This is a genomic window from Sporosarcina sp. ACRSL, assembly GCF_022346605.1.
In the GTDB taxonomy this organism is placed as follows: Bacteria; Bacillota; Bacilli; order Bacillales_A; family Planococcaceae; genus Sporosarcina.
In genome coordinates, this window is record NZ_JAKRNT010000003.1 from 73,306 (window position 1) to 86,123 (window position 12,818).

Below are 12,818 nucleotides of genomic sequence, written 5' to 3' on the forward strand. Positions count from 1 at the left end.
AGCTGTGTGATTACTGAAATTGGCTAAAAAAGGGCATACGTATCCCGTTGAGCGCAATATCATGAGTAATCGCACATGAAGTGGCTAAATATTCCAATAGACTTTCACGTGCATACACAGTGTCCAACATCATTCCTCACCTCCGTCCGATTAATAGTAAGAATAGTGTAGCATAGATTGTTACGACAAACAATCTCATTTCTCTATGATTGGATTCTTGATGGAGCCTATAAATACGATGGCTCCTGTTTCCTCATCCGTTATCGCAATGAAAAACGGGCGGTTCACTTCCATGATGAATGGGTCATCTGCAGGCGCGGACGTCGCTTCCATCTGAACGCCCGTTACTGCGGCCGCTTCTGTCCCTTCTTCATTGACTTCGATATATGTTTTTTGCTTCACTTTACTAATTCGTAACGGTGTAACCTCTTCCACCATTTTGCTGAAGTCAGCCATCTCAGTGAAGGCATTTGTCATCCCTAGGGCCTTTAACGCGTCTTCCAGCTCGGTTTCGTATGATAGTTTGAATTTCGGAAGTAAAATTGTTCCGCGCGTGCTCGTCATACTCGCCCGAATTTCTTCCCACCTTTCAATAGACAGCGTACTTGTAAACTCACTCAAGTCGTTCGGCATAATCACCGTCATGCTCATTTCTCCGTCTGCATACGGAAGTTGAATCGCCTGAAATTCGCTGTTTGCCGTATACGCTAACTTTTCCTGCAGTTTCATAAACGGCACTTTGATTTCATTACCATCCGCCAAATGAAAAGTTCGATGTTCAGTCGCTTTCTTATCAAACGGATACATCCAGTCTCCTTTGAAATAAATCGCATTCAGCAGCATAGTCACAAGTTTTTCATCCAATGGACCGTCAACCATTTTATCGATCTTGCCATTTGTCGCATCCTTCACCCAGTCGTTGATGCGCTTAGGAGTATCCTTACTCGAGATGTTGATCTCCTCGATTTCGGCATTGAAATAATCTTTTGCATATCCAGCAAAGGTGTCTTGGAAATGATATTTCTCATTCAGCCAAATTGAATTGGCGACTTGCAGCTGAATGCTATCGGATTGCTTATTCAAGATCGTCATAAGAGAAGCATTTGCTTTATTCAGCTCCATCGGTTCTAGCCCATTCAGTTGTAAGGCATTTGCGATTTCTTCCTTTGTTACGCCGTCCGCTCCGTTATAAGCAAGTGCCAGAGCCATGAATAGGCTTGTCGGGGAAAGAAACAGATTTCCGTCCTCATCCGCTTCACTTTCATTTATTAATTCAAATCCCAATTCATTATTAGGAACAACGATTTTTTTATAATCATCTTCGCCGAATTCGACGCCTTCCGCAATCCGGAGATTTCCTTCATTCGAAGTTCCACATCCCGTCATAGGCAGCAAGAGGCTCATGCCAACAAGTGAAGCCGTAATTTTCTTTTTCAAAAGTATCACCATCCTTATTCATGTAGACTTTTCAGAGGTGGAAAAAGTTACAAGTTTCCAGCGTATTTGAAGGACTTTTTCATTCACGAATTAATTTCACGTTCTAATTTCTCTGTATATGCGCTAATTTCTTCTTTACTTGTGTTTTCCACAATGAATGGTTCTCCAATTGTAATGGTTGCTTTTCGGCATTTCCAAATATCTTTCAGATTTGCCGGTCCTTCATATGTAACCGGAACGATCGGCACTCTCGCTAAACTAGCAATCGTGACGGCTCCTCGTTTGACAGGAGCATTCTCTGCAGCTCTTGTTCCGCTTGGGAATATCCCAACAACCTCTCCAGATTTCAGAAGTTTTACAGGCGTTTTAATACTGCTCGGCGAAGGGTTATTCCGGTCGATCGGAAAAGCGTTAATACTTGTTAAGAAAGAGGCAACTAGCTTATTTTTAAAAAGCTCCTTCTTCGCCATGAAGTGAATCGGGCGAGGCAAGGAAATGCCAAGCGCTATAATTTCCAACCAACCACGGTGTGCACAAGTGACCACATATCCCCCACCGGCAGGTAGTTTTTCTGTATTTTTTAATTTGATTTTGGCGATGAAGAAAAAGATGATCTTCGCCAACGTTGCTGTCACTTTATACATGGCATCCTCCGATTATTATCAACATGTTGTACCTACTTTTATGCGTAGACTGACATCTCTATAGTCATCCGTGCTATAATTATAATAATTCAATTAATGCGAGGTGGCCATATGGTTTTGCCAGGAGGAAAAAAAACATACTCCTACGCAGATTACTTGGAATGGGATACTGATCTCAATTCAGAAGCGATCGATGGGGAAATCATTAGTATGTCGCCCTCTCCAACGCCAAAGCATCAGGATATCGTCGGGGAATTGACGGCCGAGTTCAAAATGTTTTTACGCGGAAAGGACTGTTCTGCTTTTATAGCTCCGATGGACGTTTGTTTATTCGCTAGTAAGGATTCAGCGCCAGACACAATTTTGGATTGGGTACAACCTGATATTCTTGTCGTTTGCGCTTCTGACAAAATTGGCGATAAGAATATTTTTGGGGCACCCGACTTAATTGTTGAAGTTTTATCACCATCCACTGCTAGAAACGATCGTTTAATCAAATATAACAGTTATGAGAAAGCCGGGGTCAAAGAGTATTGGATTGTCGACCCCTATAATATGACGGTTGAGATTTATTCACTTGTTGGAGATTCCTTTAGGCTGTCAGGAATTTACGGGAAAGAAGATTTATTAACTGTCGGAATCTTCCCCGAGCTGGAGATAGACTTGAGAAATATATTCAAAGAATAAAAATGCCAAGAGGTGCAATAGCTCTTGGCATTTTGCATTCCTCCCGACATGAAATTCGGCTATGTTTTGCGCGCGAGTTCGAGCTAGTTTTGCGCGAGTTCGGGTCGGTTTTGCGCAAGTTGGAGTGAGTTATGCGCGACTTCTCCCTAGTTATGCTCATTTCGTGAGCAATGACCCATGTCATTCAATTTTTCGATCACAAGTACGACTATAAAATCCGGTAAGTATCATAAACCACGGTTTTCCCCTTTCAAAAAAACCAAGAGCGCTGGCGCTCTTGGCTTTCTCAATCCACATATTTAATCAAACGGCCATTCCGGCAGCATATGACTTAGCTTTTTATCTTCACGATACCCTAATACATATTCCGCCTGCATGATCGTATGAATTTCGCGGGTTCCTTCATAGATAACAGGCGCTTTTGAATTACGCAGGAAGCGTGCGACCGGGTATTCATCCGAATAGCCGTAAGCGCCGTGGATTTGGAAGGCGTCGTCCGCTGCTTTGTTTGCAAAATCGCATGCTTGCCATTTCGCAAGGGACGTTTCGCGTGTGTTGCGCAATCCTTTATTTTTCAATTCGCCAGCGCGATAAACGAGGAGGCGGCTCATTTGGTAGCCGGCTTCCATGTTGGCAATCATTTGCTGGACGAGCTGATGCTTGCCGATCGGCTTGCCGAATGTTTCGCGCTCATGGCAATACTTGACACTTTCCTCAAGGCAGCCCATGATCAAGCCGACCGCGCCTGCCGCCACTGTGAAACGGCCGTTATCGAGGGCGGACATCGCAATTTTGAACCCTTCCCCTTCCTGCCCCAACAGGTTTTCAGCAGGGATGCGCATGTCTTCGAAGAAAAGCTCACCCGTATTGCCCGCACGGATTCCGTACTTGCCTTTAATCGCTTTCGATGAAAAGCCTGGCGTTGTGCGTTCGACAATAAATGCACTAATGCCGTGGTGTTTCTTCGACTTGTCCGTATAAGCGAAAACGAGGAAGTGGTCCGCAATGTCACAGAGCGAAATCCATGTTTTCTGGCCGTTAATGACATATTCATCACCGTCACGAACGGCAGTTGTCGCCATCGCAGCAACATCCGAGCCGGCACCTGGTTCCGTCAGTCCGAATGCCCCAATTTTTTCGCCCTTCGCTTGCGGAACTAAATATTTTTGTTTCTGCTCTTCCGTCCCCCATTGCATGAGGGTCATGGAATTTAACCCGATATGGACCGAAACCGCTGTCCGGAATGCCGTATCGCCGCGTTCCAACTCTTCACAAAGGATGGCGAGCGAGTTGTAGTCCATCCCGCTGCCCCCGTATTGTTCAGGTACGCAAACGCCCATGAATCCCATGTCCGCGAGCTTTTTCCACATTGCCGGATCGAATCCGCCCTCCGCATCCCAACGCTGAATATGCGGCATAATTTCTTCATCGACAAATTGCCGAGCTGTTTTGCGCAGCATTTGCTGCTCTTCCGTAAAACTGAAATCCAATCTTCTCGTCCCCTTTCCGAGCTTCTCTTTTACACATGCGCCTCTTCCGTTTTTACCGTTTCCTCAATGACAACTCCACGTTTTTTCATCTCTTCAATGTATTTCGCACCCGGAACGATATTTTCCGGCGGGTGAACACCGCGTTTTGAAATTGTCCCATTGCCTATCATTTGCGCAACGATCGAGATCGTGTTTGCAGTCGCACGAGCCATCGCTGTTTCGTTCACCGTCAAATCCTTTTTCGTCACTAAATTATATTCATACGTCGCCGGTATTCCGTGCGATTCACCGCTGACAATGACGCGAAGAAGGACAGCATCGGATTTGTTTCCTAGCTGCAGTTGCGGGGAGAGATGTTCACGCATGACATCTCGGACCTTCACTTTCGTATCACCAATTTTTACTTCATTATCACGAGATAATAATCCAAGGTCGACGAGCAATTGGAATTTTTCGGCATGCCCTTTATAACGTATTGTTTTATATTCAAGCGTTTGCACGTCCGGGAACGTTTTCGTCAATGTCGATGTGCCCCCAGAAGTGTGAAATGCCTCAAGTTCACCAAATTCATCAAAATGGATTGATTCCACTTCAGATAACGAAGGAACTTCCAGCAACTGGCCGTTCCGAATGACATGAGACGGATCTGTATAATGGTCGAAAACACCTTCGAGCGAAAATACGACATTGTAGTTTAGCGGGGGCTCGGGCTTTACAGGTATTCCACCAACGTAAAGCTTGATGCTTTCCACTTTGTCGAGTTTGCTTGCGCCGTAACCTGTCAGGATATTGATCATACCAGGAGCCACCCCCAGATCCGGAATGATCGTTACCCCTTTCGCCGCCGCTTCTTCCGCCAATCCCAAAACAGCATCAGTTGCACCGCCAATATGTCCGCCAAGGTCGATGGAATGAACCCCGATATCAACTGCGATTCTTGCAACCTTTTCATTGAACGTATAGAACAGCGCGTTAATGACGACATCTCCAAGCGCCATCACTTCCTGCAATTGAAGGTCATTCGTTGCATCCAATACCAATATATCTAACTTGTCGGACATGAGTTGCTCTGCAAAATTCTCTGCAGCCCTTACATTCAAATCCGCCAAATACACTTTTGTCACATCATCACTTTTCACAAGGTCACGCACTGCCTCTTTCCCCATCAAGCCCGCGCCTAATACGACCACTTTCATGTGAACATCCCCTTTTTTCTAAATCATCCCGCATTAACTGGCTGTAGGACCCTCAGTGAGGGATCAACAGCCAGTAAATGCCCGATCGGTTCAACTAACAATTAGTGGAAAACACCCACTAATTGAAGTTTCACCTTATTCCGTGTCGATCTGCGCCCGTTGCAATTTCCCACTGAAATCTACGTAAATGCTCTTCCACTCCGTAAACACATCGAGTGCCGCGACTCCGGAATCTCGATGACCGTTGCCAGTCCCTTTCGTTCCTCCGAACGGAAGATGGATTTCTGCTCCTGTCGTACCCGCATTTACATAGACGATTCCTGTGTCAAGATCACGTTGTGCGCGGAATACTTTATTCACATCTTTCGAGAAGATGGAACTGGACAAGCCATAGACTACGCTGTTGTTCACCTCGATCGCTTCCTCGAGGCTGCTGACCTCAATGAGTGACACGACAGGGCCGAAGATTTCTTCCTGGGCAAGTCTGCTATCCCATTTAACATCTGTAAATAATGTCGGTTCGAAGTAATGGCCTTTTGCAAAGTCGCCATCCGTCAGGACATTCCCCCCTGCCAACAACTTCGCGCCTTCCTCTTTTCCGATTTCTACGTAGCTTTGGATTTTCTCTAATGCCTTTCCGTTAATGACCGGCCCAATTTTCACAGACTCGTCCAATCCGTCTCCGATCGTCAAATGCTTCATCGAAGCTAATAATTTCGTCTCCAATTCTTCCTTAACATCTTTATGCACGATGACCCGGCTGCATGCTGTGCAACGTTGGCCCGCCGTTCCAAATGCACTCCAAAGAATCCCTTCCACTGCCAAGTCTATGTCTGCATCATCCATGACGATGACCGCATTTTTACCGCCCATTTCAAGCGATACTTTTTTCAAATGGCGGCCTCCCGTTTCCGCAACATGCCGGCCTGTTTCCGTCGATCCTGTGAATGAAATGACACGGACATCTGGGTGCTCGATCATCGCGGTGCCCACTTCAGAACCAGAGCCGAAAACGATATTTGCAACACCCGTAGGGAGCCCGACCTCTTCAAAAATCTTTGCCATTTCGTATGCCATCATCGGTGTTTCCGTTGCCGGCTTCCAAACGAACGTATTTCCAGCTACGATAGCAGGGAACGACTTCCACGTCGCAATCGCCACCGGGAAGTTCCACGGCGTAATCAAACCGACAACCCCGATCGGCGCACGTACGCTCATTGCAAATTTATCTTGCAACTCAGACGGAACCGTTTCCCCAAACAGCCTTCGTCCTTCCCCGGCCATGTAGAAAGCCATATCGATTCCCTCTTGCACTTCACCGCGACCCTCTTCGATGACTTTCCCCATTTCACGAGTTAACACTTGTGCCAGATGCTCTTTTCGTTCCTTCATGAGATTGCCGATAGCATATAAGTAATCCGCCCGCTTCGGTGCCGGAACGAGCGCCCATTTCTTCTGCGCTTCTTTCGCAGCCTTCACAGCCAGATCCACATCTTCACTCGTCGATAAACGCACTTGCGCCAGTTCTTCCCCATTTGCTGGGTTCGTGACTGCTGTATAGTTCGCTCCCCCGCTATCCTGCCAAGAACCTCCGATAAAGTTATTCAATTGCATGTCTGCATTTCCCCTTTCCCACGAACATTTTGAAACCGTTTACAAATTATCTATTTCGACATTATCCTGTCGAACTCCTTCTTCTTTGAAAATTAAATCTAGTAAAAATCCTCAGATTCCTACTCGTAAAAAGGGGTTTTGACAAAAAAAATTCGCCTTTTGCTTCATTTTAGTTTGTAAGCCGATATTAGTGGATATTAGTAAAGAGAGTAGTTCTATTGGAGAGGTAGTTAAAATAATTTGGAGATTGTATCCAAAGAAATGTTATAATTTCAAAAAGCAGATTAGATACCGAAGCGGCCACTATACGAAATATATTGTGAATAAACAATATTTCTCTGCATATTCTTATTAAAACTATTGAATTGCTATTGAAATCTTGTTAAAATCGTTGACAACCTACTAGAATAACAGTATAGTATTAGTAGGTCGAAACATGCATTGACATGACTCATGCATTAAGTTATAATAGCCTGTAATTGCGAAAAAAAGAGACGGGTCGTCAGACGACAAACCGTCAAATAAAAGTAAAAGAGTACGAGACAAGGGACACAGATAGAGAGTTGATCTACGCGACGTATTTGATGATAAACGTTGCGAACACTATTAAAAACGTACCGATTTTAAGTAGTGTGTCCAGATCAACAGAGCCGTTCTTGTTTCCTCCATTGGAATCGTTGCCGCGACCCATGTTGGAATGTCCCATAATTACCCCCCTTCCTATTCAGTTGATGATAGTATAGTAGCCGGCAAAAAAGCCAGTTTGTCCATACTATTAAACTGTATAATAGCAGGGATTTTTTGCTTTGTCAAGTTTTCCGCCTATAAAAAGATTCATTTGAGTGAAACTTCGCTCAAATGAATCTTTTTTTATTTCCTAAAGCATCGATTTGAACACTTTATTCCTGCACCGTCTTCGTATCTATTACGATATCCGTTTCCGGTAATTTCATTTCTCCACGTTGCGGAGGTCGGACCCTTTTAATAAACAGCGCGAGAATGAAGGCGATAAACGCAATGATTGCTGAAATAAGGAAGGAGTAATTTATGCCGTCTAGCATCGCCTGTGCCCCTATCGCATTCTCCAGCGCAGCCAATCCACCTCTATCCGTCGGTACATTTCCACTTGTTACCGCATCCTGCATAAGTTTTTCACCGGAAGCCTCCATCCTGTTCGTCATGATTGTGAGGAGAACAGCCGATCCGATCGCCCCGGAAACTTGCTGCAACGTATTATTCATTGCCGTCCCGTGAGGATTTGATTTCATCGGAAGCTGGTTCAAACCGTTCGTCATGATCGGCATCATGACCATCGACATCCCGAACATCCGAACCGTATACAACGCCATCAAATAATAATAGCCCGAATGCAATTCAAGCCTGCTCAAATAATAAGTTGTCACGATCGTAATGATCAGCCCAACAGTGGACAATACTTTAGGACCGTATTTATCGAACAACCGACCTGTAATCGGAGACATGATCCCCATCACAATTGCACCCGGCAGCATAAGAATCCCCGCGTGAAACGGCGAAATTCCCCGAACTTCTTGAACGTAGAGCGGCGTCAAGATCATACCCGAAAACATCGCAACCGAAAGGACAATCGAAATGACGGAGGCAAGGGCAAACATCGGGTACTTGTAGATTCTAAAGTCGAGCATCGGATCTTCCATCCTCAATTGCCGGATGACGAATACAAGGAGGGAAACAGCTCCGATGAAAATGGTTCCGTAAACGATCGGCGATGTCCATCCTTTATCCCCAGCTGAACTGAATCCGTAAAGCAAACCGCCGAAGCCGACGCTCGATAAAATTAAAGAAAACACGTCCAGCTTCACTGACGTATTCGGCGTAATATTTTTCAATTTAAAAAGGGCGAAAATAATTGTGAGGATCGAGAAAGGTAAAATGATCTCAAATAGTGTCCGCCATGAATAATGCTCGACAATCCATCCCGATAATGTCGGCCCGATTGCTGGCGCCGTGAACATAACAAGGCCGAACATTCCCATCGCCGTTCCCCTTCTCTCAATCGGAAACGCAACAAGCATGACGTTCATCAACAGCGGCATCATCAAAGCCGAACCCGAAGCCTGTATCATACGTGCCACGACAAGCAAGCCGAAAGTCGGCGCAAAGATGGCTAGAGCCGTTCCGATTGTGAATAACGTCATAGCCGTCAAAAACAGCCTGCGGTTCGTAAACTTTTGTACAAAGAAAGCACTTGCAGGAATCATAATGCCGTTCACAAGCATAAAACCGGTCGTCAACCATTGGACGGATGACGGCTTCACTGCAAACTCATTCATGATGACAGGTAAGGCGATATTCAATAATGTATTGTTCAAGAAGGCGACGAAAGCTCCGAAGAATAAAATTGCAATCATTCCGTAAGGAGGATTTTCGTGCATTTTCTTTATATCCATTTCCAATAGACTTCCCCCATTCAATCTCATTAACACATTTTCATATTTTATACCCGGAGTACAAAATAAGCAACTACAGAATCAACTCTCCTCTCTAATTGCTGTCATCACCCCCTTCTATCTGATAAAATACTTTATACTCATAGTTCAAAAATAAATGATTCAGGGTGATTTGATGAACGATCGCAAACGTCAAGTGATGCTTGTTGCCAAAAAGCTTTTTATCGATAAAGGATTTACAACCACATCCGTACAAGACATTCTCGAAGAAGCGAAAATCTCCAAAGGGACATTTTATAATTATTTCACTTCCAAAAACGAATGCCTGATCGCGATTTTAGAAGACGCACAAAACGAATCGATCATTCGAAGACGCGAGCTGCTTGTGGGACGTGATAAAAGAGATAAAAATATTTTAGCTGAGCAAATTCTCGTCCGGATGATCGTAAATCAGGAAATGAACTTGCTTCCGATTTACGAGGCGGTTTTTTACTCGAACGATGAAGAACTTCGAAATTTCGTCAAAATGTCGCATCTTGGAGAATTGAAATGGCTTGCCTCCCGACTGGTCGATGTCTATGGATCGGAAGCAAAGCCCTATTCATTCGATTGTTCGGTCATGACGTTTGGAATGATTCAGCAATTGTACCGTTTTTGGAAGGCAGGTTCCTCCAAAGAGCTGGACATCGAAAAGCTAGTTCACTTCACGTTTAGGAGGATGGATGCCCTCATTTCCGATATGATGGCACAGAAAGACGTCCTGTTAGAAAAACATCCAATAATCCCTTTGGAAATGTCTGAAGAGGAATTAAAAGAAAAAGTATCCAACGAACTTCTTGCATTGCAAAAGAAGTTTAAACAGGAACAGAATGAGACTTGTTTAGAATACACAAACTTTTTACTGACGGAATTAATAGCCGAAAGCCCAAGGGCGGCCCTTATGGAAGCCGTTGGTCGTTCATTCCGCGAAGCTAGCGACGGCACGAAACTTGCCGATGCTGTAAATGAGGCGTTATTTCTACTATGGAAATATATTGATTTGATTCAAACAAAATCTTGAAACTTTCGAGGAGTTCACGCCGTACTAGTAGGCAGTAACTATATTTTAAAGAGGCAGGAGGCATATTATGAACAATCATGAAATTGACTACAAATTGTACGGGGACGATATGCAATTTGTTGAAGTGGAGCTCGATCCGGGGGAAACGGTCGTTGCAGAAGCGGGTTCATTGATGATGATGGAAGACGGTATTGAAATGGAGACGATCTTCGGAGACGGATCGGGGAATTCCGGCGGAGGGCTCATGGGTAAATTGATGGGTGCTGGAAAACGTCTAATCACCGGGGAAAGTCTTTTCATGACGACGTTTACAAACACGAAATCCGGAAAAAAACATGTCTCTTTTGCATCACCTTACCCAGGGAAAATCATCCCGATGGACTTAAGCGAACTGAACGGCAAGATTATCTGCCAGAAGGATGCATTTTTAGCAGCAGCAAAAGGAGTTTCCGTCGGCGTTGAGTTCCAAAGGAAGGTTGGCGTCGGCTTCTTCGGCGGAGAAGGATTCATCATGCAAAAACTTGAAGGGGACGGCATGGCTTTCGTCCACGCAGGTGGAACGATCATCGAGAAAACCCTTTCCCCTGGCGAAACGTTACGTGTCGACACAGGTTGCCTCGTCGCTATGACACAAGACGTCAACTATAATATCGAAATGGTCAAAGGCGTCAAAACGGCATTATTCGGCGGTGAAGGATTGTTCTTCGCGACGCTCAGAGGACCCGGTAGAGTTTGGATCCAATCATTGCCATTCTCGAGGCTCGCAAGCCGCGTCTTCGCGGCAGCTCCGCAAACTCCAGGCGGCGGCTCACGCGATGAAGGCAGCATCGCGGGCGGAATCTTCAATATGCTTGGCGGAAAATAAAAAGGAAACCGGAACGCCGCGGCGTTCCGGTTTTTTTCATGCGCAAATACGCATAAACTTGTATATATACGCATAAATCCGAGAAACGAAGCATAAAGCGCGAATTCGACGCATAAATGTTCCCACATACGCACAAATACTTAAATTAACGCATAAACCGACAAATTTGCTCATAAACGTCAAAATTCACGCATAAACTGACGCATTACAGATCGAAGGTCAACCAAATTGACATACATTTCCCTGTTTCGTATAGTAAATGGCGAAGAATAGGATCGGGGTGAGATCATTTGGATTCAAACTTCGCATTACAAAACTTAGATTTAATTGATTTATTAAGCGAGCGTCATAGTTTACTTCGAAAAATTTCAGAGGAAGCGTGGAACAGTCAAAGTGAGATTTACATTTCCAATTCGGAATGGTACATCATGGCCCGAATTTATAAAAAACGCCCAACCATCTCGTATGTTACGAAGCATGTAGATATTTCCCGTCAGGCCATCCATAAGTTCATGAAACAGCTTGCAGCGAAAGGATTAATCGAAATCCAAAACGTAGAAAATAACAAAAAAGAGAAATGTGTTCAGTTGACAGCTTTAGGTGAAGATTGTTACGAAAAAAACGAGGGGCTTAAAGCTCAATTAGAACAAAAAATCGCGGAAAAAATCGGCACGGAGCAAGTTGCCATCCTTAAAGAGCTTTTACAGCTTGAATGGGGAATCGAATAATCATCAAAAAATCCCCCCTTTTTGATTACTACATCAAATGAGGGCGGATTTTTTTCTTACACTCTTTTAATCATTTTCATAATTTCGGTATTTATCTCATCGAAAGTAGTCTTTAAAGACATTGCCAATTCTTTAAATAGAATACTTTTTACATCATTTAATAATTTATAATCTCGTGGATCAAGTTTTTTTCCGCGAAACTCAGTTTCATTTTTCATCCGTATCAAAGTATTTACGACTTTAGCGATTTCATTCCGATCGCCTTTGTTTACAATGTCGGAATACGTGCGAAGACGTAAGTTTGGATTATCAATCCACTCGACTCCCGGTCGCTTAAACGTTTCCAATATTGCATTCGCGTCTTGTTCATCAAGCAGTTCAAGCATGACTACTTTTTCATTATCAACAGGAATACTAATTTTCAATTGGGCATGGTTTTCAACCGGTTGCAGTTCATAGTACATTTTAGTTTCACCCAAAAAACTTCTTTCCCGAATATCATTAATTCTGCAAAGACCATGGCCTGAATAGATGATTAAATCTCCAATTGCAAACATTCGCTCACTTCCGTATCTAGTTATCATCTACTCTTATTATAACGTTTTTAAATAACATCGTCAACTAAGTTGACATTTCATATCTCCCCATACAAAAACACCCGGATCCCT

Annotated in this window: 13 protein-coding genes; 4 read left to right on the forward strand and 9 right to left on the reverse strand. The window is 44.1% G+C overall.

Annotated elements, in window-relative coordinates; translation table 11 throughout:
* Window positions 1–10: 10 nt before the first annotated feature.
* The 3 genes from MHZ92_RS21490 to MHZ92_RS05530 all read right to left on the reverse strand — a co-directional run bounded on the left by MHZ92_RS21490 (window position 11) and on the right by MHZ92_RS05530 (window position 2,081).
* Complete coding sequence (locus tag MHZ92_RS21490; RefSeq protein WP_370644629.1) at window positions 11–133, reverse strand: RAxF-45 family protein; 123 nt, start codon at window positions 131–133, stop codon at window positions 11–13.
* A gap of 62 nt (window positions 134–195) precedes the next feature.
* On the reverse strand, window positions 196–1,437 hold the full coding sequence (locus MHZ92_RS05525; RefSeq protein WP_239430584.1) for a serpin family protein: 1,242 nt from the start codon (window positions 1,435–1,437) through the stop codon (window positions 196–198).
* Between the two features lie 83 nt (window positions 1,438–1,520).
* The gene (locus MHZ92_RS05530; protein ID WP_239430585.1) at window positions 1,521–2,081 is read right to left on the reverse strand and encodes a lysophospholipid acyltransferase family protein; all 561 of its coding nucleotides are present in this window, start codon (window positions 2,079–2,081) and stop codon (window positions 1,521–1,523) included.
* Between the two features lie 111 nt (window positions 2,082–2,192).
* Between MHZ92_RS05530 and MHZ92_RS05535 the strand changes: the two genes are divergently transcribed.
* Window positions 2,193–2,768 (forward strand): Uma2 family endonuclease, encoded by a 576-nt coding sequence (locus tag MHZ92_RS05535; RefSeq protein ID WP_239430586.1) that lies wholly within the window; start codon window positions 2,193–2,195, stop codon window positions 2,766–2,768.
* Window positions 2,769–3,067: 299 nt separating this feature from the next.
* On the opposite strand, the gene MHZ92_RS05540 is transcribed toward MHZ92_RS05535, so the two are convergent.
* From MHZ92_RS05540 to MHZ92_RS05560, 5 genes are all read right to left on the reverse strand, one after another.
* On the reverse strand, window positions 3,068–4,258 hold the full coding sequence (locus tag MHZ92_RS05540) for an acyl-CoA dehydrogenase family protein (protein ID WP_239430587.1): 1,191 nt from the start codon (window positions 4,256–4,258) through the stop codon (window positions 3,068–3,070).
* Window positions 4,259–4,287: 29 nt separating this feature from the next.
* Window positions 4,288–5,454: a saccharopine dehydrogenase family protein gene (locus tag MHZ92_RS05545; protein ID WP_239430588.1), complete on the reverse strand. Its 1,167-nt coding sequence runs from the start codon at window positions 5,452–5,454 to the stop codon at window positions 4,288–4,290.
* Window positions 5,455–5,589: 135 nt separating this feature from the next.
* The gene (locus MHZ92_RS05550; RefSeq protein ID WP_239430589.1) at window positions 5,590–7,068 is read right to left on the reverse strand and encodes an aldehyde dehydrogenase family protein; all 1,479 of its coding nucleotides are present in this window, start codon (window positions 7,066–7,068) and stop codon (window positions 5,590–5,592) included.
* Window positions 7,069–7,636: 568 nt separating this feature from the next.
* Window positions 7,637–7,774, reverse strand: a complete 138-nt coding sequence (locus MHZ92_RS05555) for a hypothetical protein (RefSeq protein WP_239430590.1) — start codon at window positions 7,772–7,774, stop codon at window positions 7,637–7,639.
* A 193-nt stretch (window positions 7,775–7,967) separates the two neighbouring features.
* Window positions 7,968–9,497: a DHA2 family efflux MFS transporter permease subunit gene (locus MHZ92_RS05560; RefSeq protein ID WP_239430855.1), complete on the reverse strand. Its 1,530-nt coding sequence runs from the start codon at window positions 9,495–9,497 to the stop codon at window positions 7,968–7,970.
* A 175-nt stretch (window positions 9,498–9,672) separates the two neighbouring features.
* Between MHZ92_RS05560 and MHZ92_RS05565 the strand changes: the two genes are divergently transcribed.
* The 3 genes from MHZ92_RS05565 (at window position 9,673) to MHZ92_RS05575 (ending at window position 12,150) form a co-directional block, all read left to right on the forward strand.
* The gene (locus MHZ92_RS05565) at window positions 9,673–10,557 is read left to right on the forward strand and encodes a TetR/AcrR family transcriptional regulator (protein ID WP_239430591.1); all 885 of its coding nucleotides are present in this window, start codon (window positions 9,673–9,675) and stop codon (window positions 10,555–10,557) included.
* A gap of 67 nt (window positions 10,558–10,624) precedes the next feature.
* Window positions 10,625–11,422: a TIGR00266 family protein gene (locus MHZ92_RS05570; protein ID WP_239430592.1), complete on the forward strand. Its 798-nt coding sequence runs from the start codon at window positions 10,625–10,627 to the stop codon at window positions 11,420–11,422.
* Window positions 11,423–11,712: 290 nt separating this feature from the next.
* Window positions 11,713–12,150, forward strand: a complete 438-nt coding sequence (locus tag MHZ92_RS05575) for a MarR family winged helix-turn-helix transcriptional regulator (protein ID WP_239430593.1) — start codon at window positions 11,713–11,715, stop codon at window positions 12,148–12,150.
* A gap of 56 nt (window positions 12,151–12,206) precedes the next feature.
* Here MHZ92_RS05575 and MHZ92_RS05580 read toward each other — a convergent pair whose 3' ends face one another.
* On the reverse strand, window positions 12,207–12,707 hold the full coding sequence (locus tag MHZ92_RS05580; protein ID WP_239430594.1) for a CarD family transcriptional regulator: 501 nt from the start codon (window positions 12,705–12,707) through the stop codon (window positions 12,207–12,209).
* Window positions 12,708–12,818: the final 111 nt, after the last annotated feature.